This is a genomic window from Proteiniclasticum sp. (assembly GCF_032054185.1).
Classification (GTDB): domain Bacteria; phylum Bacillota; class Clostridia; order Clostridiales; family Clostridiaceae; genus Proteiniclasticum.
Genome location: NZ_DAMBTF010000014.1, coordinates 1 through 23,729 on the forward strand (window position 1 = coordinate 1; position 23,729 = coordinate 23,729).

21 protein-coding genes, 1 riboswitch and 2 other annotated features are annotated in these 23,729 nt (G+C 44.7%); of the genes, 2 read left to right on the plus strand and 19 right to left on the minus strand.

Annotated elements, in window-relative coordinates; translation table 11 throughout:
* Window positions 1-94 precede the first annotated feature (94 nt).
* The 18 genes from RTX25_RS09065 to RTX25_RS09150 form a co-directional block, all read right to left on the minus strand.
* Window positions 95-688 (minus strand): indolepyruvate oxidoreductase subunit beta, encoded by a 594-nt coding sequence (locus RTX25_RS09065; protein ID WP_312652911.1) that lies wholly within the window; start codon window positions 686-688, stop codon window positions 95-97.
* Window positions 681-2,456 (minus strand): indolepyruvate ferredoxin oxidoreductase subunit alpha, encoded by a 1,776-nt coding sequence (gene iorA / locus RTX25_RS09070; RefSeq protein WP_312652913.1) that lies wholly within the window; start codon window positions 2,454-2,456, stop codon window positions 681-683. The genes RTX25_RS09065 and iorA overlap by 8 nt, the downstream gene beginning before the upstream one ends.
* On the minus strand, window positions 2,453-3,361 hold the full coding sequence (locus tag RTX25_RS09075) for a phosphate acyltransferase (RefSeq protein ID WP_312652914.1): 909 nt from the start codon (window positions 3,359-3,361) through the stop codon (window positions 2,453-2,455). The genes iorA and RTX25_RS09075 overlap by 4 nt, the downstream gene beginning before the upstream one ends.
* A 231-nt stretch (window positions 3,362-3,592) precedes the next feature.
* Window positions 3,593-4,630: an alpha-hydroxy-acid oxidizing protein gene (locus tag RTX25_RS09080; protein ID WP_312652916.1), complete on the minus strand. Its 1,038-nt coding sequence runs from the start codon at window positions 4,628-4,630 to the stop codon at window positions 3,593-3,595.
* A 1-nt stretch (window position 4,631) separates the two neighbouring features.
* Window positions 4,632-5,063: a DUF523 domain-containing protein gene (locus RTX25_RS09085; protein WP_312652918.1), complete on the minus strand. Its 432-nt coding sequence runs from the start codon at window positions 5,061-5,063 to the stop codon at window positions 4,632-4,634.
* A gap of 6 nt (window positions 5,064-5,069) precedes the next feature.
* Window positions 5,070-7,415 carry an endonuclease MutS2 gene (locus tag RTX25_RS09090; RefSeq protein WP_312652920.1) on the minus strand — a complete coding sequence of 782 codons (2,346 nt, stop codon included), beginning with the start codon at window positions 7,413-7,415 and terminating at the stop codon, window positions 5,070-5,072.
* Entirely contained in the window at window positions 7,415-9,760 is a 2,346-nt protein-coding gene (locus tag RTX25_RS09095) for a DUF3656 domain-containing protein (protein ID WP_312652921.1), read from the minus strand. Before RTX25_RS09095 ends, RTX25_RS09090 begins: the two co-directional genes overlap by 1 nt.
* A gap of 129 nt (window positions 9,761-9,889) precedes the next feature.
* The gene (gene zapA / locus RTX25_RS09100; protein ID WP_312652923.1) at window positions 9,890-10,504 is read right to left on the minus strand and encodes a cell division protein ZapA; all 615 of its coding nucleotides are present in this window, start codon (window positions 10,502-10,504) and stop codon (window positions 9,890-9,892) included.
* 190 nt (window positions 10,505-10,694) lie between these two features.
* Window positions 10,695-13,061 carry a phenylalanine--tRNA ligase subunit beta gene (gene pheT, locus RTX25_RS09105; RefSeq protein ID WP_312652925.1) on the minus strand — a complete coding sequence of 789 codons (2,367 nt, stop codon included), beginning with the start codon at window positions 13,059-13,061 and terminating at the stop codon, window positions 10,695-10,697.
* A 13-nt stretch (window positions 13,062-13,074) separates the two neighbouring features.
* Window positions 13,075-14,097 (minus strand): phenylalanine--tRNA ligase subunit alpha, encoded by a 1,023-nt coding sequence (gene pheS, locus RTX25_RS09110; protein ID WP_312652927.1) that lies wholly within the window; start codon window positions 14,095-14,097, stop codon window positions 13,075-13,077.
* Window positions 14,098-14,135: 38 nt separating this feature from the next.
* Window positions 14,136-14,353, minus strand: a binding site (T-box leader).
* 66 nt (window positions 14,354-14,419) lie between these two features.
* Window positions 14,420-15,232 (minus strand): RNA methyltransferase, encoded by an 813-nt coding sequence (locus tag RTX25_RS09115; protein WP_312652929.1) that lies wholly within the window; start codon window positions 15,230-15,232, stop codon window positions 14,420-14,422.
* Window positions 15,225-15,890 carry a TrkA family potassium uptake protein gene (locus RTX25_RS09120; RefSeq protein WP_312652931.1) on the minus strand — a complete coding sequence of 222 codons (666 nt, stop codon included), beginning with the start codon at window positions 15,888-15,890 and terminating at the stop codon, window positions 15,225-15,227. The genes RTX25_RS09115 and RTX25_RS09120 overlap by 8 nt, the downstream gene beginning before the upstream one ends.
* A 12-nt stretch (window positions 15,891-15,902) precedes the next feature.
* Window positions 15,903-17,258, minus strand: a complete 1,356-nt coding sequence (locus RTX25_RS09125; RefSeq protein WP_312652933.1) for a potassium transporter TrkG — start codon at window positions 17,256-17,258, stop codon at window positions 15,903-15,905.
* A gap of 262 nt (window positions 17,259-17,520) precedes the next feature.
* A complete protein-coding gene (gene rplT / locus RTX25_RS09130) occupies window positions 17,521-17,877 on the minus strand; it encodes a 50S ribosomal protein L20 (protein ID WP_312652935.1) in 357 nt (118 codons plus the stop codon).
* A gap of 24 nt (window positions 17,878-17,901) precedes the next feature.
* Window positions 17,902-18,099 (minus strand): 50S ribosomal protein L35, encoded by a 198-nt coding sequence (rpmI, locus tag RTX25_RS09135; RefSeq protein ID WP_031576107.1) that lies wholly within the window; start codon window positions 18,097-18,099, stop codon window positions 17,902-17,904.
* A gap of 22 nt (window positions 18,100-18,121) precedes the next feature.
* Window positions 18,122-18,640, minus strand: a complete 519-nt coding sequence (gene infC / locus RTX25_RS09140; RefSeq protein ID WP_312652937.1) for a translation initiation factor IF-3 — start codon at window positions 18,638-18,640, stop codon at window positions 18,122-18,124.
* A 32-nt stretch (window positions 18,641-18,672) separates the two neighbouring features.
* Window positions 18,673-18,781 (minus strand) — a sequence feature (ribosomal protein L20 leader region).
* 89 nt (window positions 18,782-18,870) lie between these two features.
* A complete protein-coding gene (locus RTX25_RS09145; RefSeq protein ID WP_312652939.1) occupies window positions 18,871-20,346 on the minus strand; it encodes a HAMP domain-containing sensor histidine kinase in 1,476 nt (491 codons plus the stop codon).
* The gene (locus RTX25_RS09150; protein ID WP_312652941.1) at window positions 20,336-21,028 is read right to left on the minus strand and encodes a response regulator transcription factor; all 693 of its coding nucleotides are present in this window, start codon (window positions 21,026-21,028) and stop codon (window positions 20,336-20,338) included. Before RTX25_RS09150 ends, RTX25_RS09145 begins: the two co-directional genes overlap by 11 nt.
* 191 nt (window positions 21,029-21,219) lie before the next feature.
* Here RTX25_RS09150 and RTX25_RS09155 point away from each other — a divergent pair, with 191 nt between their 5' ends.
* Together RTX25_RS09155 and RTX25_RS09160 are read left to right on the plus strand one after the other, a co-directional pair.
* On the plus strand, window positions 21,220-21,675 hold the full coding sequence (locus tag RTX25_RS09155; RefSeq protein ID WP_312652943.1) for a DUF2680 domain-containing protein: 456 nt from the start codon (window positions 21,220-21,222) through the stop codon (window positions 21,673-21,675).
* A 95-nt stretch (window positions 21,676-21,770) separates the two neighbouring features.
* Window positions 21,771-21,845: riboswitch (Fluoride riboswitch) on the plus strand.
* 58 nt (window positions 21,846-21,903) lie between these two features.
* Window positions 21,904-23,088, plus strand: a complete 1,185-nt coding sequence (locus RTX25_RS09160) for a cation:proton antiporter (RefSeq protein ID WP_312652945.1) — start codon at window positions 21,904-21,906, stop codon at window positions 23,086-23,088.
* Here the strand turns inward: RTX25_RS09160 and RTX25_RS09165 are convergent, their stop codons facing one another.
* Entirely contained in the window at window positions 23,089-23,598 is a 510-nt protein-coding gene (locus RTX25_RS09165) for a DNA-deoxyinosine glycosylase (protein ID WP_312652947.1), read from the minus strand.
* Window positions 23,599-23,729 lie beyond the last annotated feature (131 nt).

Consider the following 23,729-nt stretch of genomic DNA (forward strand, 5'->3'; position numbering starts at 1 on the left):
ACGCCCCTTGTGGACTTTCACCACAGTCAGACGGCATGCCCGTCATACTTAAAAAGAGGAGCTCCTTTTACGGGAACTCCTCTTTAGCATAGATTTAGACTGTCTGAACTTCTACTCTTGTGAAGCCTTCTTCAAGCGCTTTCAGATTCACTTCCTGAAGTGCAGGTTTGAAATACTGCCTGATGAGGTTTTTTAAGATATCCTCTTCCAGGCCAAGCTCTTTTGCAAGGATGCCAAGAAGAATCATATTGGCTGCCTTTGCATTGCCAAGCTCGATCGCTTTGACGTTGGCATCCACAGAGATGACTTTGAATCCTCTATTTTCCATTTCCAGAAGAATCTCTTCCGGATAGACTTCCTTACCCATATTGACGGAATAAGGTCTGATCTCATGAAGACTGGAGATGATGGTTCCGTCTGCCCTCAGATAGTTCAGCCATCTTCCCGATTCGCTCTTCTCGAAGGAAACGATATAGTCCGCTGTCCCCATTTCGATGAGCGGTGAGTTTACATTCATCCCGTATCTTACCTGGGTGGATACACTTCCTCCACGCTGTGCCATTCCGTGAACTTCACTCATCTTCACATCGTATCCGAGTTCGATGAGCGCTGCAGAGAGCAGGTTTGACGCGGATATGGTACCCTGACCGCCGACGCCGACAAATAATATATTGGCTTCTTTACGCATGAACAAGATCCCCCTTCTTTTCGATTGCATCAAATGGGCATACCTGATAGCATAGCGTACATCCGTTGCACATTTCTCTGTCGATGAATACACTTCCATCCTTGATATAGATGGCAGGACATCCGGTACGTACGCAGGTTTTGCACTTTCTGCATTTCTCCTGATCGATCTCCACGAAGGAATTTCTTCTTAGAATCTGGACTTCCTTGATCAGTGCGCAGGGCTCTGTTGTGATGATGACGAAAGGCTCCGTGGCCATTTTCGCTTCTTTTATGACGGCTTTCGCATCATCCTGGAAATACGGATTGATGACCTTGATATTGTCCTCTTTTATGCCCAGTGAACGGACAAGCAGTGGAATATCCACATTGCCAGCTTCTTCGCCCATGAGTGTCTTTCCTGTTCCAGGATTCTCCTGATGACCGGTCATTCCTGTTGTACGGTTGTCCATGATGACGGTGACCAGCGGAATCTTGTTGTAGATGGAATTGACAAGTCCTGTGATGCCTGAATGGAAGAAGGTTGAGTCTCCGATGAAGGAGAAGACTTTCCTCTTCTTGTCTCCCTGCATGTCAAGGACCTTCTGCATGCCTGTTCCTGCCGATATGGATGCACCCATGCAGATGACGGTATCGGTGACGTTTATGGGATCCATGGCGCCTAGAGTATAGCAGCCGATGTCTCCTGATGCGATGATGTCCTTATCCATTTTCAGTGCATTGAAGAATCCTCTATGAGGACAGCCGGCGCAAAGTACTGGAGGTCTTGTGGGAGACTTTGATTCGAGAACGACCATTTCTTTCTTCTCACCGCCGAAGAATGCTTCTCTGATGATTTCAGGATTCAGTTCTCCACATACAGGAAGGACTTCTCTGCCTGTACAGGGAATCCCCATAGCCTTGATTTCCTTTTCAAGGTAAGGTTCATTCTCTTCTATGACGATGATTTCCCGCATGCCTTCTGCAAACTCTCTGATGAGTTCGAATGGAATGGGAAAAGTCATGCCCAGTTTCAGATAGGATGCATTTTCTCCGAAGACTTCCTTGGCATAGGTGTAGGAAATACCGGATGTGATGATCCCGAGATTATCTGTATTGTGCTCCACTTTGTTTAAGCTGGAAGCGTTGTTGTAGTGTCTCAGGCTTTCCAGTCTGTCTTCCACCACAGGGTGTCTCAGCTGTGCGTGACCGGGTGTCATGACGTTTTTCAGCTTGTCCTTTCTGTATTCTCTGTAGCTGACGTCTTTTCTGTTTTCAAGGTTCACAAGAGATTTCGAGTGATTCACTCTTGTGGTTGTACGAAGCAGTACAGGAGTGTCGAATTCTTCACTGATTTCATAGGCTTTATGCATGAAGACACGGCATTCTTCAGAATCAGAAGGCTCGAGCATAGGAACTTTTGCATGAGGGGCATAGTAGCGGTTGTCCTGCTCGTTCTGTGAGGAGTGCATGCCAGGATCATCGGCATTGATGATGACGAGTCCTCCGTTCACACCGATATAGGCCATGGTGAAGAAAGGATCTGCGGTCACATTTAGTCCCACGTGCTTCATGGTGGTCAGGGCTCTTGCACCCATTATGGATGCGCCTGAAGCGGCTTCCATTCCTACTTTTTCGTTAGGCGCCCATTCGGAGTAGACTTCTTTGTATTTGGCAAGGTTTTCTAGGATTTCTGTTGAGGGTGTACCCGGGTAAGCTGATGCGAAATGCACACCCGCTTCATAAGCTCCTCTGGCGAGAGCTTCATTTCCTGTCATTAGTGATCTCATTGATTTTCCTCCTTGGATAGGGTCATGAGTACGGCTAAGGCTATGCTGTTAAGCTTTGCTTCACTTGAATCTGAACGGGATGTGAGGATCACCGGACACTTGGCACCCAGTATGACGCCTGCGCTGTCTGCTCCTGCCATGTAGGTGAAGGACTTCCCGAGGAAGTTTCCGGCTTCAAGGGACGGAACAAGAAGAACATCTGCCTCTCCCGGCACTTCTCCCTTGACGCCCTTATGCTTTGCGGACTCATGGGAGATGGCGATGTCGAAGGATAAAGGTCCTTCAACGACGATTCCCTCTTCTGCCTTAAAGATCTTGGAGAGTTCGTCTGCATCCACACTGCTTTCAAGGTTCGGATTGACCTTTTCAACGGCAGAGAGTGCAGCGACCTTCATTGGATCAAGCTCAAGGATATCCCCCAGAACCTTAGCATTTCTTATGATATTTTCTTTATCCTTCAAAGTCGGTTTCATGACCATTCCTCCGTCTGTGAGAAGAATGAGCTTATTGTAGTTTTTCAGCTCATAGACCATGACATGGGAAAGCAGATCATTCTTTCTTAAGCCAAGATCCTTGCTCAGCACTGCCTTAAGAAGCACCTTAGTATCCACAAGGCCCTTCATGATGATATCCGCTCTTCCTTCTGAAACTGCCCTGGCAGCTTCGTAGGACGCTTCTTCAGCCGATTTTGCATGAACAATTTCAGCATTCCGGAAAACAAGGTTGTTGTTTTCCATGGTTTCTCTGATCTTCAGCGCATCTCCGAAAAGCAGAAAAGTGGCCATGCCATGTCTTTCAGCTTCAGATAAAGAGATCAGGACATCCTTGTCTTCGGCCGAGGCAACAGCAATACACTTTTTCTGATTATTGGCTCGTAGTATGACTTCTTTTAAACTGGTAATCAAATTCGTTTCCCCCTCCTGAGTTGATAACGTATACACCGGACTTCAAAAAGAAGATGAAACCCGGTGGGTTCATCTTCTTTCAGTATAAAATATCCTTTACACATTAGCAATTGTATGAGAATAACTATATAAAATCGGTGAAAGGTAGCCGTCAAAGGCAATCATGTTGGCAACGGGAAGAAATGATTGTCATCATATTGGTAATTACCTTAAATTAATGTCAAAGCTTTATCAATTCTGGTTTTCGAATTTTATGCATCTACCCTGTGAGTTCCTTATGGCATTAAGATCCTGACAGCCGGTAAGGAGCATGGCACCCTTAAGTTCAGAGTAGATTTTCTTCACATAGAGTTCTACCGCTTCTTCTCCCCCACCAATGGCATACTGGGCGAAAGGTCTGCCTATGAGGACAGCATCTGCCCCCAGTGCAAGCATCTTGAAGACATCGACACCACTTCTCACACCACCGTCCACAAACACCTTGCATCTGCCCGAAACGGCATCAGCAATATCTTTCAGAACAGAAACTGTGGATGGAGTATGATCAAGTACCCTTCCGCCGTGGTTGGAGACCACGATGGCATCTGCACCGGCAAGAACGGCAAGATTTGCTTCCTCGACCGTCATGATTCCTTTGATGATGAACGGAATCTTTACGTGGTTTCTGATGAGCTTAAGCTCGGCCAGGGATTTCGGGTCTACTCTCTGTCCATGCATCTTCAGAGTGTCAAGCCCAGCGGAGTCGATGTCCACACCGATGGCAAGGGGATCTGATTCCAGAGCCATATCGATTCTTGAAAGAAGCTCTTCATTGTTCCAGGGTTTGATGAAGGGAATACCTGATACGCTTTCCTCTTTCAGGACCTTAAGGTTGTCCTCGATGAAGGATTTGAATGCCGAGTCCCCTACCATGGGGATGATTCCTGCATTTTTAGAGCCTCTGATGACTGCTCGGATATAGTCTTCCTCGCTGACCTTGCCGCCCATATTGATGTTCACGCCTGTCACAGGTGCAGGCATCACCGGCATGGACAGCTCCTGTCCGAAAAGAGAGAACCTGAGATCAGGTTCTCTCACATCGTGGATGGTTCTCATATTGAGCATGATCTGCTTAAGACCGCTGTAGTTGTTCATGAAACCTGAACCCGAACCTTTTCCACCCATACCCGGCACTTCGCCTCTGCAGGCGACGCCGTTGCATTCGGGACACATTCTGCACTGTGGCATCATAAGCTCTCTTGCTATTTTTGCCGCTTCATTTAAAGTCATTTCATAATCCTCCAATTTCACTTTCTGTATATACCTCTATGTCGTTTTCTAGAAGAAGAGCACAGGTCACTCCGTGACCCTCTATAAGCTTCTTTGTGTGTGTACCGTCATAGATTATGTCTTTACCGCAGGACGGGCTTCTTGCTTTAAGCACCGCTTTCGTTATGCCGTTTTGCAGGCAGTATTTAAGCGTGATCTGCGCACCGTCCTCAAAGTTCTTTGTCACATCATTCCCGTTTACGGTCAGGATGAATCCGTCTTTTATCTCAGCAGGATCCCGCGGGACGGACAGTCCGCCAAGGACTTCGGGACACATGGGGATGAGCTCGTATTTCTCCTTGAGGCGCTGAATCTCAGGAAGATCATATCCGCCACCATCATATCTCAGCTTCTCGCCGAGAAGACAGGCGGAGACCAGTATTTTTTCTTTCATATGCTTTTATCTCAGGGTGATGATGGTGACCCCTTTTCCTCCTTCACCATATTCGCCAAGACGATATTTCCTGACATGGGGATGGTGCCTGAACATATCCCATAGATGTTCCTTCAGAACGCCTGTACCCATACCATGGATGATGGTGACCTCTGTAAGGCCGCCCATTGCCGCTTCATCAAGGTACATATCCACTGTATGCTCGGCTTCCAGTGCGTCGCTTCCACGGACATCGCAGCTCATGGATACACTCTTGAGATTCAGTTTGGCTTCACGTTTTTCAAATTTCTTCTGCTTTTTGTCTTCCTTGAGTTCAACCAGGTCCCTTTTGTTGACATTCAGCTTCATGATTCCAGCCTGGACCATGAGATCCCCTTTGGAATCAGGCAGTGTCAGAATGGAGACTTTCTGATTCAGCGTGGACAGAAGGACTTCCTGACCTTCAGTAAACTGAATGATTCTGTTCCCTTCAACCCGTTCAAAGAGCTCTTTGCTTTCTCCGGATTCCATATCCTTTTTGAGGCTGTCCCTTATATCCTGAAGACTTCTTCTGCTGTCCTTCAGCTCAACACTGGACTCAAGATCCCTCAGCTGCTTGAGGATTTCGTCTGCCTTGGTCTTCGCCTCTTCCAGATACTTCTTTCCTTCTGCTTTGGCGTCTCTCATGGCCTTTTCTCTGATATTATCGATTCGCTCAAGCTTTTTGCTCAGTTCCTCTTCTTTTCGTACCAGGTCGCGTTTGATGTTCTCTGCATCCCTTGCATCTTTTGAGGCATCTCTTCTGGATTTTTCCAGACTTTCAATAAGCTCCTCAAATTTAAGCGCTTCCGTATCAATGAATGCTCTTGAACGATCGATTATGTCATCGGACAGTCCCAGTCTTTTGGAAATGAGGAATGCATTGGACTTACCTGGTACTCCGATAAGCAGTCTGTAGGTCGGCCTTAACGTCTCCACATTGAACTCCACTGAAGCATTGACGGTATTGTCTGATTTCAGCGCATAGGCTTTAAGCTCGCTGTAATGGGTGGTCGCAAGGATTCTGATTTTCCTTTCTTTCATTGTCTCGAGGATGGCCATGGCAAGAGCAGCACCTTCTGTAGGATCTGTTCCCGCACCAAGCTCGTCGAAGAGAACAAGAGACTTGTCATTGGCCTCATTAAGGATGCCGACGATGTTCGTCATATGGGAGGAGAAAGTGGACAGGCTCTGCTCGATGCTCTGTTCATCTCCGATATCTGCATAGATGTCATGGAAAAAGCCGATGCTTGATCCGTCGGAAACAGGAATGAGAACACCTGACATGGCCATAATATGGAGAAGACCTACAGTTTTAAGCGTAACGGTCTTACCACCTGTGTTCGGTCCGGTGATGACGATGGTTGTAACCCCTTCATCCATGTAGATGGTGGAAGGGACCACTTCCTTGTCGGGTATGAGCGGATGCCTGGCATCTTTCAGATTGAAGGTAAGGTCTTCCCGGACCTCAGGGAGAGTGCCATCAATCTGGCTGGAGTACTTCGCTTTGGCGAAGATCACATCCAGCTCGTAGATGATGGAAGCATTTCTTCTCACTGCCTCATAATCCGCTTCAACCTTACGGGAAAGTTCCATGAGAATTCTTTCGATTTCCGCTTTTTCCTTCAGCATGAGCTCCTTGATTTCATTGTTGATGTTCACAAGGCTCATAGGCTCAATAAAAAGTGTGGCTCCTGAAGCGCTCTGATCATGTACAAGCCCTTTGACCTGTCCTTTATGCTCTGCCTTGACCGGTATGACATAGCGGTCTCCCCGGACAGTATAGATACTGTCCTGAAGATATTTTTCGTTTTCTCTGACCAGTGACTGTATTTTGTCCTTAACGCTTCCTGTTTTCTCCTTCAGGGCTTTTCTGATCTTAAGAAGAACCTGGCTTGCGTGATCGGAGATTTCATTTTCACCGACGATAGCATTGTAGATCGCGCTTTCAAGATTTCGCAGTGGCGTGACGCCGAAGGTGATTTCCCTCAGATGATAATGCTCTTCTTCCTTGCCCACATAGTCCTTGAACAGTCTTGCACTCTTCATGACATTAGCGATTTTCAGAAGATTGTCCGCACTCACGGTTCCCCCTTTACCGATAAAGCCGATGGGTCCGCGAACATCATATACACCCTCAAATGGCGCACTGCCTTTTCCTTCAAGGAGGCTGAGCGCTTCCATGGTTTCTTTCAGCGTTCTCTCGATTTCCGTTTTTGATGGAAGAGGAACAAGCTCCCCGATCCCTTCCTTGCCTGGTGAAGAGACAGCGTAGCCTTTGATCTTTTCTTTGATCTTGTTGAATTCCAGTTTGTTCAGATTCTTTTCTTTCACTATTCTACACCTCTTCTGTAATGTCCTCTATTGAACGAATCAAGCGTTAGTGCTTCTCCGCTCAGGAATGCCTGTATGATCGTCCTGGCTTCCTCAAAGGATTCAGTGGTGAGGTCGATCCTCATGGCACTGATTCCGATGGACTCCAGATCTTTTGTCGAATCCAGAAGGTTTTTGGGTTTGCCGTTCATGATATAGCTCCTGCAGAAGATGTCCGTCATGACCGGGAACTCTTCTCCGATCCTGTCTTTCAGGCGGTAGTTCTGAGTCATGCAGGCTTCGTTGCACGGCGTTTCGCGTGTCATGCCGCCGACAGCTGCACCCACAGGGCAGTATTCACTGTGCATGAGTTCCTGCCTGCCGTAGACGAGACTGATATAGCGGTCTTTGTGTTTCAGCTCTTTCAGCTCTGCACGGTTGAGCTCCTCGCTGATCATGGACATGGGGACTTCCTCATCATAGAATTTTATGGCATCGCTGTTGAAAAGGTTCAGCTTATAGTCTCCGATGATATAGAATTCGCCTGCAAGAAGCCTGATCACCCCGGCGTTACCTGTGATGATTCCGCTGATCTTTCCATAAGCTTTTAGCTTTCTGATTCTCTCGATGATCGGATGAAGCTCGGTTCTTAAGATGCTCGAAACCTTGATGTAGAGATTGAGCTCTTTTCTGGTCTCCAGAAGTGTTCTGATCTCTTTAAAACCGATGTACTTCTCGCCCCGGTAAAACGGATAGAGGACAAGATTTTCGGCTCCAAGATCAAGTGCTGCCTGAAGCTGATCTTTTGTTGCTACACCAACCAGTTTAAGCCCTTTTCTGATTTCATGGGTTACGCCCTTAAAGGGGATTTCTTTGTCCCCTGAAGGTGTTCTTTTCATTTTCTGAACTTCAAAACCGACGATGTCTTCCAGAAGAAGTCTCCTCATCTCATTGAGTTCCTTTACAGGAAGAAAACCTTCACTGAATTCCTCAGTTATGATCTCTCGGATGATGAAGGGTGATTCTCCGCTCTTCTTGAGGGCCTCCTCAATCCGTTCCAGGCTTAAAGGAGCCTTTATCGGTGTCTCGACGACTTTTGATTCCCTTATGTATTCCTTCCCGTTATGGGTAAGGCTAAGCCTTGCTTTTTCTCCAGCACGGAAGTAGAGGTTTGCCGTAAGTTCAATCTTCCGGTCATACATTCCGTTATGACTTCTTTTAAGACTGTCCATAAGCTCAAAATCGTAGGTTTTGTAGAGTGTACCCTCGGGCAGTCTGCTTCTTCCGGTTAGATTCACTGTTTCACCAGCAGAAGCTTTTTCTTTCGCATCCGCCCCATCTCTTATGCCTTCAACAGTCAGTCCCTTTTCACCGACACGTAGACCGTCTCCTTTAAGAAGCTGCTCGGAAAGCGTTAGACTGCCGTCTTTATTGACTTTTCCAATAGGTACGCCGGTATTTTTCGGATAGTTGAAGGACATCATGTCCTTCCCGGTTTTTCCATGGAAGTAGCCGTCGGAAAGACCTTCGCGGTTGAACACCTTCATGAGGTTTTCGCGATGGTACTTCTCTTTCCTGCCTTCTATCTCTTCTCTGAAATACTTCACTGTTGCGGCCACATATTCAGGTCTTTTCATTCTTCCTTCGATTTTAAGGGAGTACACGCCTGAATCTATGATTTCATCCATATTGTCCACCGCACTGATGTCCTTGGGACTCATAAGGTAGGCTTTGGCCTTCGATTCATTCTCCTCATCAAGGAGATCATAAGGAAGCCTGCACGGCTGGGCACATCTTCCTCGGTTTCCGCTTCGCCCGCCTAAGATGCTGCTCATAAGGCACTGACCGGAGTAACTGATGCAGAGTGCACCATGGACGAAGATTTCAGTTTCTACGCCAAGATCTCTGCTGATGTATCTGATTTCATCAAACGACAGTTCCCTTGCAAGGACGATTCTTTTAATTCCTTTATGCGTGTAGTAGAGCGCACCATCTCCATTATGGACGGTAAGCTGAGTCGATGCATGAAGCTCAAACTCGGGGAGTGTGCTTCTCAGTCTGTAGATGAGGCCCGTATCCTGAACGATAAGAGCATCCACACCGATACGATACAGATATTGTGCATAGGAAACAGCCTCCTCAATTTCATCGTCCTTGAGCAGGGTATTCAGGGTGATATTCACTCTGACGCCATAGCTATGACAGTAATCTACAGCTTCTTCCAGTTCCTTTTCTGTAAAATTCGTTGCATATGCTCTGGCAGAGAATTTTGTCCCACCAAGATAAACAGCGTCAGCTCCGTTCTGTACCGCCATGACGAGCGACTCCATGCTTCCTGAAGGTGCAAGCAGTTCTATATTATTCAAATTCATCTACCTCATCTATCTAAAATTTTCCTTATCCATTATATCACAAAACCGGAACTGAACCATTGTCAGCTCCGGTTTTGTGATTTCATCTTGCCGGCTGATATTTCAGAGCGCCGTAAATGAAACTTATTTCGATTTTTCTTTCAGAATAGGATTCTTCTCTTTCTTCTCTTTCACATCTTTAGTCTGAGTCAGCTGAGTATCAAAGAGTTTTTTCTGCAGCTCAAGAACCTTGTACTTGTACGACTGCAGTTCAAACTTCAGTTCCTTATTGAGCTTTGAGAGGGTCTCGTTTTCGTCCCTGTACTCCTTAGCGCTGTCCTGAGTCAGTCTCAGCTCAGTTTCCAGACGTTTGATCTCACGGTCCTTATTCAGCCTGTCTTTCTGATCGGCATTCTTGAAGCTCGAAATCTTTTCGGAGAGTTTCTGGTTTTCCTTTTCCATCTTGTCCAGTGCTTCTTCGAGTATTGTGACATCTGCTTTCAGACCTTCAGTCTGCTTGTAGACAGATCCTTCTTCCTTTTTGATGGCTTCGATCTCAAGATCCTTTTTGTAGACCCTATCTATCGCATTCAATGCGGCGAGGACGGATGCTGATGAGGTGTCGATCTGATGATTCTTTTCCATGATGGAAGTGATCAGCTGGTTGACCTCCTTGCCTACTTTCCGTAGATAATCGTCGTTTTCGTTTCCTTTGATGACATAATCCTGGCCACATATTCTTACGGTGACTTTGTTCATGCGTAGTTGTCCCCCTTATTTCAGTGAAGTTCTTTATTGTATCTATCATAACATGCTTTAATTTCAAATATTCAAAAAATTAAACCCCGTATAGACTATTATAATCTTTTTCATGAAAAAAATCATCCGCATTCACGAAAAACGTATGCGGATGATTCTTTAATTCAGGCAGATACGGAGATACATAGAGCTATCTAAGCGTTGCACCCAGAACATGTTCAAGTGTCCTGACAATCTTGTCATGAACCTTGCCGACTTCTTTGTCGGTCAGTGTTTTTTCCCTGTTGCGGTAGACAAGGTTGTAGGCTACGCTCTTCTTGCCTTCAGGAAGCTGTTTACCCTTGTAGACATCGAAGAGTTTATAGCTTTCAAGAAGACTTCCTCCCTGCTTTCTGAATATGGTCTCCATCTCCTGGACAAGTACGGCATCATCGATGAGCACCGCAATGTCTCTTGTCACTGAAGGATATTTCGGAATCTCGGTATATTTACGGTCAAGGACTGCCAGATCATAGAGCATTTTAAGATCCATTTCCAGCACATAGGATGGTTTGTCCATTCCGTAATTGGAAAGAACCTTGGGATGAACTTCACCGAAGGATGCAAGAACCTTTCTGCCAGCCAGTACTTCTGCTGACTTTCCTGGATGGAAGAACGGATTTGTGCTTCTTCTGAAACTGATTTCCTCCAGAGCAAATTCTTCTGCGATGACTTCAATGATTCCTTTAAGATTGAAGAACAGATCTTTACCGTACATTCCAATAGTGAGTATCTCTTTCTCCAGCGGAAGAACATTGCCCTCTTCCTTAAGATATATTTTTCCTATTTCATAAAGATAAGCTTCATCATTGCTTCTTGCCTCATTACGGCTTAAAGACTCCATCATGGAGGAAAGAAGTGATGTTCTCATCACTGAAAAATCTTCGCCCAGAGGATTTCTGATCTCTACAGCATTTCTCAGTGGTGAATCAGATGGGATCATAATCTTATCGAAGTCTTTTCTCGAAATGAAGCTGTAGCTGATGGACTCATAAAGTCCCTGAGCCACCAGATAGTTTTCCAGTTTTCTTCTTAGTATCTGATGTCTGTATCTTCCGCCTCTTGGTGCATTGACATGCGGAATTGTCGCTTCGATGTTGTTGTAGCCGTAAATTCTTGCGATCTCTTCAGCAATGTCCTCTTTAATGGCAAGATCATTTCTGAAAGTCGGTGTGTCGATAACGAGCACATCTTCATTTAGAGAGCATCGGATATCGAGGCTTTCAAGGATGGTCATCATTCTCTCAGATGAGATCTCAGTGCCAAGGAATCCGTTGATATAGGAAACCGGAACTTCAAGATGATTGCTTTCTCTCTTCTCGTTGTAGACATCAACCGTGTAGCTCAGGACCTTACCGGCGCCTAGGGACTCAATCAGTGCACAGACTCTGTCCATAGCAAGTGGTACGAGGTTAGGATCGATATCTTTATCAAAACGGGTTGAAGCTTCTGTTCGTAGGTTGAGGTAACCTGATGCATTTCTTGTGCTGACCCCGTCAAAGTTTGCTGATTCGATGATCACATTGGTTGTGTCTTCCTTGATTTCAGAATCCAGACCGCCCATGATTCCTGCAATGCCGATGATTTTTTCATCGTCATTGATGAGGATCGTTTTTTCTTTCAGCTTACGTTCAGTCTCGTCCAGTGTAGTGAAGGTTTCTCCGCCCAAAGACTCCGTTACGCGTATGATACCGGAAGAAATCTCTCTCTTGTCGAAGGCATGAAGAGGCTGACCCAGTTCAAGCATGACGAAATTTGTGATATCCACCATAATGTTTATGGGTCTTACGCCCGCTTCGAGTAGCCTTGATTTCATCCACTCCGGGCTCTCGGAAATTCTGACATCGGTAATTTCTCTTGCCATGTATCTTCTTGCAAGTGGGGTGTCGAGGGAAACCTTTACCGGTTCCACATCGGATTTTTTGGCGTCGAAGCTCATCTTTGGTGACTTCAGAGGGAGCTCATAGATTGCGGAGACTTCTCGGGCAAGTCCGAGGATACTGAGACAGTCGGGTCTGTTGGAGGTGATCTCTAGATCCAGGATACCGCCGTTTAAGCCCAATGCTTCCTTGATGTCGATACCTATGCTCGTGTCAGCCGGCATGATCATAAGTCCGTCACAGGTTCCTTTGTCCTTCAGTCCCAGTTCTTCTTCCGAGCAGAACATGCCGTTGGACATGACCCCACGAAGCTTACCTTTCTTGATGTTTACCCCTTCCCAGAGCACTGAATTATGAAGCGCGACAGGTACAATGTCTCCCTCTTTCATATTGGTCGCCGCGGTCACGATCTGCGTGGGTTCCTCCGCACCGATATCGATGCTGCAGACAAAAAGCTTGTCTGCTTCAGGATGCTTTTCGATCTTTATGATTTTGGATGTGACTACATTCTGAATGATGTCGAAGGGGTTTTCCAGTCCTTCAACTTTAGAACCGGACAGCGTCAGATCATCTGCCAGTGTTTTTCCGTCTACGGATATATCTACATAATCTTTTAACCATTTTATCGGTAATTTCATTTTTTTCTCCCTCCTACTTGAACTGCTTCAGAAATCTCATGTCACTTTCGTACAGAAGTCTGATGTCATCGATGCCGAATTTCTGCATGGTCATTCTGTCAAGACCAAACCCGAATGCAAATCCGGAATAGACTTCAGGATCGATTCCGCCCTTTTTCAGCACTTCAGGATGGACCATACCGCAGCCAAGAAGTTCTATGAATCCTTCTCCTTTGCAGACTTTACATCCTTCCCCATGACAGACAAAGCATGTTCCGTCCATTTCGGCGGATGGTTCAGTGAAAGGGAAATGATGAGGTCTGAATTTGGTTTTGATGTCGTCTCCGTACAGCTTCTTGACAAACTGCTCCAGTGTACCCTTAAGATCTGCAAAAGTGATCCCCTTATCGATCACAAGGCCTTCTATCTGGTAGAAAATCGGTGAATGGGTCGCATCCACATCGTCAGACCGGTATACCTTTCCCGGGGAGATCATTTTGATTGGTGGCTTCTGGTTTTCTATGGTTCTGATCTGAACAGGAGAAGTCTGGGTTCTTAGAACGATATTGTCATCGATATAGAACGTATCCTGTTCTCCTCTTGCGGGATGATCCTTGGGAATGTTCAAGGCTTCGAAATTGTAGTAATCAAGCTCCACTTCAGGACCTTCCTCGATGGTGAATCCCATCTCAAGGAAGATGTCTTCGATTTTCTCCATGGTGATCATGAGCGGATGCTTTCCACCCATGGGCGACTTTATGCCTGGAAGAGTGATATCGATGACTTCATTCTGCAGCTTCTCGCTGGTCAATCTTTCTCTAATGACTTCCTTCAGCGACTGGATTTTCTCTTCCAGCTCATCTTTTGCTTCATTGACCAGTTTACCCATTAAAGGTCTATCTTCAGGAGAAAGTCCCCCCATACTTCTTAAGATCTGAGTGAACTCACCTTTTTTGCCCAGATACTCCACTCTCAGTTTTTCAAGTTCTTCGCCCGATTTCAGCTGTTCCAGTTTCTCATTAAAACTTTTTTTGATGGCTTCAATTTGTTCGCGCATAATTTCCTCCGTTCGTTAAAATAAAAAAACCGCCCCTAAAAAGGGACGGATTGTTCCGTGGTACCACCCTGCTTGACGAGTAATTACCCGCCCGCTCAGTTAAATATATCGGTTTACCCGTCAGAGACTACTATTACTTCCCCTCTGATGCTCTAAAGTGAACTTCACGGCAGACTCCTACAGAAAGCTTACAGTCCATGGCTTTCATTCCCTTAATAGAAGCTTTTGCAGCTACTCTCTTTATCAACGCATAATTATTTCATTTGTATCTTCATTATTATAGAAGATATGTACAGATTTATCAATATGTAATTTGTATTCTTCAGGAAAACTGCGTCCATTCCAGCTGACGCACCCGTTCAAAAAGCACAATTGAGGCTGCTACTGCAGCATTGAGGCTTTCAGCACCTCCGGGCATGGGTATTTTCAGAAGTGTATCGGCTTTCTGTGCGATTTCTTCTGTAATTCCACTTCCTTCATTGCCTATGGCAACAATAAGATTTCCGGTGAGGTCCTCATGATAGAGGTTTTTCTTCGCAAGCAGACTGGTTACTGCAAGCTGGTATCCTTTTGCAAGCAGACGACTGAGCATTTCTTCCCCGTTCTGGTAGATGGGCATATGGAATATGGAGCCCATGGAGCTTCGAATCACTTTTTCACTGAATGCATCTACAGTATTTCTACCCAGTATGATGCCTTTTGCCCCTGAAGCATGGGCAGATCTTATGATCGTACCGAAATTCCCGGGGTCCTGAAGCCCATCCAGGTATATGAAAAGCGAAGTATCTTCATAGGATATCGGAATATCTGTAAAAGATGATTCGTCGATGGAAACGATTCCTATGATGCCCTGAGGATGTACAGTTGAAGATAGTTCCATGATGACATCCTGACTGGCCAGGTAGACCTCTTCTCTTTCAATGTAGGGTCTGATGTAACGGCTGAAATCCTCTTCCTTTTCTTCTGTGTAAAGGACAGCGTGTACTGTTTTACCCGCTTTAAAAGCCTCTTCGAGCAGTCTGAAACCTTCTACAAGGTATAACCCCTCTTTCGTTCTGTGCTTTTTCTCCTTGAGCTTTTTGAATGCCCTGATTTTTCCGTTGTTTCTGCTTTCAATATGCTGAATATTAGTCATTGCTGATCAGACTTTCGATTTTAGACAGATCTTTAATGGAACCGATGATCACCAGAACATCGCCTTCTTTGATCTGATCCGTCGCACTTGGAGATATATTGATGTTATCTTCTGATTTGATGGCCATAATGTTGATGCCGTATTTTGCTCTGACATCAAGCGTTTTGATATCCTGATTCATCCAGTGGCTGGGTGCAGTGACTTCTATAATGGAATAATCAGGAGAAAGCTCGATAAAATCGAGAATGTTTGCGGATACGAGATTATGAGCAACTCTTATGCCCATATCCATTTCCGGTAGTATCACGCGGTCTGCGCCGATTTTAGAAAGAAGTTTTGCATGCATTTCATTTGTGGCTTTAGCTACAACTTTTTTGACACCCGCTTCTTTGAGGTTCAGAGTGACCATGATTGAAGACTGGATATTGGTACCGATGGAAACGACCGCTATGTCAAAGTTTCTGATGCCAAGGGTCCTTAATGCATATTCATCGGTCGCATCCATTGCTACTGCATGGGTGACTGAATCTGCGATTTCCTGAACGATGGTCTCATCGTCATCCACTGCGAGCACATCGTATCCCATATCAAAAAGCGTTTTAGCCACGCTTTGCCCAAACCTGCCAAGTCCTATTACAATAAACTGTTTTGATTTCATCCCTTTTTCTCCTTAACCTATCAGAAGTTTTCCTTCTGGATATTTGATGTTTACTTTCTCCTGTTTACCTGCCAGTGCGAGCATAACAGTAAGCGGTCCTACTCTACCTAGATACATGATGATGGTAATCACGACTCTACCTGTGATTGATAGTGTCGGTGTCAGACCCTGAGTAAGCCCTACTGTGCCGAATGCAGAAAGCACCTCATAAAGAATTATTTCGAATGCTGCACCCACTTCCGATATAGAGAGGATCATCACACCGACGATTACAATGGATATACCCAGCATGAATACTGAAACCGCACGGTAAACGGTCGGCTGGCTAAGTCTCTTGCCGAAAACTTCCGTCTCGTCTCTGCCTTTCAGAACAGAGATCAGTGTGAAGATGACAATGCCTAATGTGGTAGTTTTCACACCACCGGCGGTAGATCCGGGAGACCCTCCGATAAACATGTAGATCATCGTCACAAGCTTACTGGCTGCAGTCATGTCAGAGTTTGAGATGCTGTTGAATCCCGCCGTTCTGGGGGTTGTGGCTGAGAAAAATGAGTTCGTCAGCTTATTTCCGAACGTCATGTGTTCCATTGTCACCGGATTGTTCCATTCAAATATCAGCATAGCCAGAGTACCGGTTATGAGAAGCACAGCAGAAATCATCAGAACGACCTTGGTATGCAGACTGAAATTCTTCAGCTTTTTTCTCGTTTTTATACTTCCGAAAATTTCTCTCCATACAAGATACCCAAGTCCACCTATATTTATGAGCATGCCAATGGTAATCAGGATGATCTTGTTTTCATTCAGGACGGTTAATGAAGTGAAATCGCCTAGAAGGTCAAATCCGGCATTGTTGAATGCCGATATGGAATGGAACACACCATAATAGATACCTGTTCCGACTCCATAAAGCGGGATAAACTGAGTCATGAGGATCAGTGATGCGATGCCCTGTACGGTAACCGTAAAAATGAGCATGTATCTTACGTGACTGATAATTCCCTGAAGAGTAAATGTATTATAGGCTTCCTGCATGATGAGTCTTTCTCGAAGGGAGATTCTTTTTCCTACAAGAAGTGCAAAGATCGTGGACATTGCCATGAAGCCGAGACCTCCGATTTCGATCAGTGTGAGGATCACACCCTGTCCGAATAACGACCAGTAAGTCCCTGTATCTACTACAACAAGTCCCGTTACACATACAGCGGATGTGGCAGTGAAAATCGAGTCCAGAAGACTTGTTGATTCACCGCTGATACTGGAGACTGGGAGACTCAGAAGAATGCCGCCTGTCAGTATGACGGTTGCAAATCCTATAGCCAGTATCTTAAACGGGCTGATCATTCTTTTTTTCTTGATTGTTTCCATGACTAGCACCTCTTTTATTCTGAATAGTATATTTCTCGTCGGTTGTCTACAATATAATACATTCTACACTTTAAAAGGCCGATTTCAATATGGTGCAATAATTTATTTATCGTCCGAAAAGGTCATATTTTTTATATTATACTGCAGCTGATGGATATATTCCATCATATCTCTTGAAGGTCATCTCCGATGGTTTATGAAACATCACATAATCCTGCAACTAAAAAAAGTCATCTGGTATGTTACCAAATGACCTTTATTATTATGCCAGCTTTGACTTAGCTGTTTCAACCAGTACAGTGAAAGCCTTTGGGTCGTAGATTGCGATTTCTGAAAGCATCTTTCTGTTGATGTCGATTCCGGCAATCTTAAGACCGTTCATGAATCTTGAGTAGCTTAGACCATTCAGTCTTGCAGCTGCGTTGATTCTAGCGATCCAAAGTCTTCTGAAGTCTCTCTTCTTCAGCTTTCTTCCGATATATGAATTTCTCTGGGCTCTGATTACAGTTTCATTTGCTGTCTTGAATAACTTGCTCTTAGCACCGTAGTATCCTTTTGCAAGCTTAAGTACTTTTCTATGATTTTTCTTAGCGTTTACGGCTCTTTTTACTCTTGCCATTATTAATCCTCCTGTATCCTTCTTTTATAGGTATGGTAGCAACTTTCTCATTGCTTTTTCCTGAGTTGTAGAAACATACCCAGTCTTTCTAAGGTTTCTCTTTCTCTTAGATGACTTCTTTGTAAGGATATGACTTCTGAAGGCTTTTCCTCTCTTGAGCTTTCCGCTTCCAGTTTTTCTAAATCTCTTTGCTGCGCCTCTATGGGTCTTCATTTTTGGCATAGTTAATTCCTCCTAAAGTTTGTTACTTCTTTGGAGTCAGTATCATGATCATATTACGGCCTTCCATCTTAGATGGCTTTTCGATCGTACCAACGTCCTCTAGCTTTGTTGCGAAATTACTCAGAATTTTGTATCCATTCTCTGCGTAGGCTGCTTCACGGCCTCTAAATCTTACGGTAACTTTTACTTTATCTCCATCTGTAAGAAATTCTCTGGCTTTATTTGCCTTGATGGTGATATCGTGTTCCTCAGTCTTTGGACTGAATCTGATTTCCTTTAAAGTAATGACCTTCTGATTTTTCTTGGCTTCTTTTTCCTTCTTAGACTGCTCATATGTAAACTTATGGAAGTCCATGATCTTACATACGGGTGGCTTAGCGGTCGGAGAGATCATGACCAGGTCAAGATTCTGTTCCTCAGCTAGTCTAAGGGCATCTTTTGAAGATACTATACCCATCTGTTCGCCTTCGCTTGAAATAAGTCTTACTTCTTTTTCCCTTATTTCATAATTAATCGGGTTGTTTTGTTTAATAATTTTCACCTCCGGAATTAGTATGCCTTTTCCAGCGTCGGAACGCTAAAAAAGGACGGTATATACCGTCCTCGAATTCACTAAAGAAATGAATTGTTAACCGTACAACGCGAGTCGTAAGGTGAGAAACGGTAGTTTCTTCTTGTACTGTACTATTATAGCACATCGTCAAGCTGTGTCAACAGCAGATTGAAATGTTTTTCAGCACTGATCCATCATACCTTATAGTGAGGCACAAATCAAGAAGATGGTAATGATCTTCCTACTGTGAAGGTGAATGTGAATACAGTTTTAACTTCAGGTTCACTACTAACGCCGATATGGATTCCATGGCGGTCGGCAATTTCCTTGACGATGGAGAGTCCAAGTCCTGTACCGGTGAAGGTTTCAGCACCCTTATGGCGGTAGAATCGTTCAAATACGCGGTCCAGATCCTCCTTCTGAATTCCCTGTCCATTATCTTCCACCATAATTCTGCATTCGTCTTCTCTACATGAAACGTCAACACTCACTTTACTGGAGTGCCTGGAAAACTTCACAGCATTATCAAGGACAGCCATAATCATCTGTCTCAGGCGTCCATAATCGCCATGATACGAAAGGAAATCATAGGGGTTATTGTAGAGAATCGTGATGTCCCTTTCCTTTGCCACAGTACCCATGCTTCTGACCACATCACTGAGAACTTCACTGAGGTTGACGTCTTCCATCTGCATTTTAAAATCCGGATTCTGAAGTTTGGTCAGGCTGAGCAGATCATCGACAAGTCTCTGCAGTGCGAGAATCTCAAGATGCATCTGATTATGATATTCCTCAACAAGTTTCGGATCTCTTATGACTTTGTCTTTCAGGGCTTCCAGTGAACCTCTAAGTACAGTGACTGGTGTCCTGAGTTCATGGGAAATACTTGCGATGAAATCTCTTCTTGACTGTTCCAGACGCTCGCTTTCTCGTGAAGCTTCATCCAGTCTTTCCGAAAGAGTGTCCAGAGTGAGGGCGAGATCTCCGATTTCATCATTCTGACGAATGTCGGTTTTTGCGCTGTAGTCGCCTTCACCAAGTCTTGATGCAGCAGCTGTCATCTTTTTAAGTGGTCTGACGAATTTCATGGAGAGTATGACAGCAAGCATACTGGAAAGAACCAGTGCGACCAGACTGCTTACAGCAAAGATTCTCAGACCGCTCAAGGTGACAGATTCCAATCCGCCAATTGGGGCATGAAGTAGCACCACTGCCTGAGTCTGCGTTTCATCAGGAACAGGAGCACCAACGGTAAGGGTCCTTACACCAAGCACATCACTGAAATCCTCACTGAAGGAGATTTTGCCTTCCATTGCGGCTTCAATAACCTCACTTGCAGCTTCAGGAAGTTCCCGGTAGTTGATCTGGGAAGTTCTGCCCATAAGTATGAATTCCTCGTTTTCATCAACGATCCACACATCTCCCATGGCGATATCATCAATAACCTGCAGGTAGGGCATAAAACCCCTCATACCGGACATACCCATGCCGTGACCGCCTGTTCCGCTTGTCGTGCCCAGATATTCGGAGAAAGTGCTGGCTATGATTTCAGCTCTTTTGGCCATATCATCCCGGTGAAAATCAACCATATGTCTGTTGAAGAGTACTGAAAAAGACAGTCCCATAATGACGGAGAAAATGAGCAGCAGTGATGTGATGAGCAGAACCAGTTTCTGGGTGATTCTATATTTCATCATTCACCTCGAATTTATATCCCATACCCCATACGGTCTTGATTTCCCACGAGGGATGCTGATAGCCTTCCAGTTTTGCTCTCAGTCTTTTGATATGGGAATCAACTGTCCTGGAATCCCCGAAGTAGTCATAACCCCAGAGGCTGTTCAGAAGATTTTCTCGAGTGAAAAGTTTATTTTTGCTGGTTGTCAGCGTCCACAGAATCTCGATTTCCTTCTTTGTGAGATTTACAGGGTCTCCGTCAACCTCAACGATGAAACTGTCGAGATCGATTTTCAGATTATCATAAGTAAAGATGTTTTTGCTCTTGCCTTCCAGCGTGTCCATTCTTCTTAAGATGGCTCTGATTCTCGCCATGACTTCACCTGGTGAAAAAGGCTTGATGATGTAATCATCAGCACCGATATCCAGGCCCATAATGCGTTCAAAATCTTCCCCTCTTGCGGTAACCATAATGATCGGGATATTGGATGTTTTTCTGATTTCTCTGCAGACTTCGAATCCGTCCATGCCTGGCATCATGACATCAAGGAGGATGATATCGTAAGTACCGTTTCTGAAATGTTCCAGTGCCGTAAGCCCATCATAAGTGATGTCTGCTTCGTAGCCTTCATTTTTTGCATATTCGCTGAGTATGGAAGTGATCTGTTTATTATCATCTGCTATAAGGATTTTCTGCATGAGTGTTCACCTTTCCTTTAAGTTTCTTATAGCTATATTCTAATCTATTATTTTGTCTTTATTATGCTTTTTTTATAAGTAAACATGAATTATGCCACAAAAAAACAAATTATTGACACAAACCATTGGTACATTATAACTGTACAAAGGAACCAGATAAAATCATAAAAGTATTCAAGGAGGAAAACAGAATGAAAAATGTAAGAAACATCGTCGCAGCAGGTGCTCTGACACTGGCAATGGGAATCACATCCATCACAGTATTTGCAGCAGCAAAGTATGACTCACCACAGGAAGCTCTGGCAGGTATCACAGGTAAATCCGTTGAGGAAATCATTGAAGAGAGATTTGAGGATGGAAAAACCTACGGTGAAATCGCTGCAGAAGCAGGTAAGCTTGATGAATTCAAGGTAGAGCTGTTTGAACAGAAGAAGGAAATCATTGAGGAGCGTGTGACCGAAGGAAATCTTTCAAGAGAACGTGCAGACGAAATCCTGAAGAACATCGAAGAAAATCAGGAAAACTGTGACGGAACTGGCTTAGGCGGCGGCATGATGAACGGTGGCGGAATGATGAACGGTGGCGGATTCAGATTTGGAAACAGAGACGGCGCAGGCAGAGGCAACGGTTTCGGAAGAAACAGATAATTACTACAAAACACCCCTATCACTCTCCAGCAGGTACCTTAGGGTACCTGTTTTTTTATGCAGGTATTTATTCTCTTCTTAACCTGTGATAATATAGAAAAGTTGGGAATGAAGTTCTCCCATGGCATTTGCCAAGACTGCTTGTTACAGCTGATGACTTCTGCAAGTCCTTGCAGAGTCATCGGCTTTTTTACTTGGCATCATATATGAAATACTTGGAGGTATTCTATGTTATTTAGTCTTTCACTAATTCTCATTATCGGCTTTTCCTTAAGTGGAATATTAAATCGGTTCAAGATACCAGGACTCATCGGTCTGATTTTTACAGGAATTCTTCTTGGCCCTCAGGGTTCTGATCTGATTTCTCCGGATATCTTAAGCATCTCAAAAGATTTAAGAGAGATCGCTCTGATTGTCATTCTTCTTCGAGCAGGAATTACGCTGGATCTCAAGGACCTGAAAAAAGTAGGCAGACCTGCCCTATTCATGAGTTTTCTGCCTGCAACATTTGAAATTATTGCAGTCACACTACTGGCACCGCTCCTGCTTGGAATTACCTACATCGAGGCACTCATTCTGGGTGCAGTTCTTAGTGCAGTATCACCTGCGGTGGTTGTTCCAAGGATGATCCGTCTCATGGAAAGCGGATATGGAAAGAAGAAACGTATTCCCCAGATGGTACTTGCCGGAGCCTCGGTAGATGATATCTATGTCATCATACTCTTTACAGCATTCATGGGTCTCTATAAAGGGACGGCGATGAGTGCGGGTGTATTCCTTTCGTTGCCCGTTGCAGTACTGTCAGGTCTTCTTCTTGGCATCATCTCAGGCGTCATCATGGTCAGAGTTTTCAGGATTCTGCACATCAGAGACACCATCAAGGTCCTCATCATTCTCAGTGCGGCATTTCTCTTTGTCACTTTCGAAGATTTTATCGCTCCGATCCTTCCGTTATCGGGTCTTCTGGCAGTGATGGCTCTTGGTGGAACCATACTGAAGAATAACGAAAATCTGGCGAAAAGGCTTCTTGGGAAATTCTCCAAAATATGGGTAGGTGCTGAAATACTTCTCTTTGTCCTGGTGGGTGCTGCTGTTGAGATTCGTGCCCTTTCAGGTGTCGGACTGAGCAGTGTGATTCTGATTCTGTCCGCACTGCTTTTTAGAACTGCAGGTGTATTTCTGAGTCTTCTAAAGACGGATCTTAATCTGAAGGAGAAGCTTTTCACTGCAGTCGCGTATCTCCCAAAAGCCACAGTGCAGGCGGCTATTGGAACAATACCCCTAAGTCAGGGTGTTCTGGCAGGTAATACCATTCTCAGTGTAGCTGTCCTAGCAATCATCATCACGGCACCTATAGGTGCAGCGGGGATCGATCACCTGCATAGGAAGCTGCTCACGAGAGATAAGGGATAGCTATACAGATTTCATGATATAGGAAGACAGTTCCTCTTTCCATTTTCCGGTGAGTTTTTCCAGTGTCCATGAGGCATTGGCGGGACTGGTGGATGGGAGTGTTGCTGCAGAAATACCCGTATCTTTTTCCAGATATTTTCTGTACAGCTCATATGAAGTTTTTCCGTTGCAGTATACCGCTTTAATATCCGCGCGACTAAGAATCACAGAAAGATCGTTTACCTTGACGTTACGAATGCTCAAGTCACTTGATCCCTCTATTTCACAGGCTGCTATGGTGTCCCAGAGGGCAATATGGTTTTCAAGGAGCATGGCGGTTTTTCCTTCAATTTCGCTGATGTCCCCATTATATCCTGTGACGGCTTTCATCACTTTCCAGAAGCGGTTCTGAGGGTGTGCATAGAAGAATTTTTCATTCCTGGATTTAACGGATGGGAAACTGCCAAGAATCAGCACTCTGGAATTTTCATCATAAATCGGACCGAAAGGATGGATCTCATTTGTTTTCATAGTTAATCACCTCTTCGTGCGCTTTTGTTTCAATTATTATAACATAGCAGACGGCATGGCCTAACTTATCGCAAATCCTTTAAATCAGCACTGCCAGCTGATATAATGAAGAAAATAAGCGATTAGGAGAA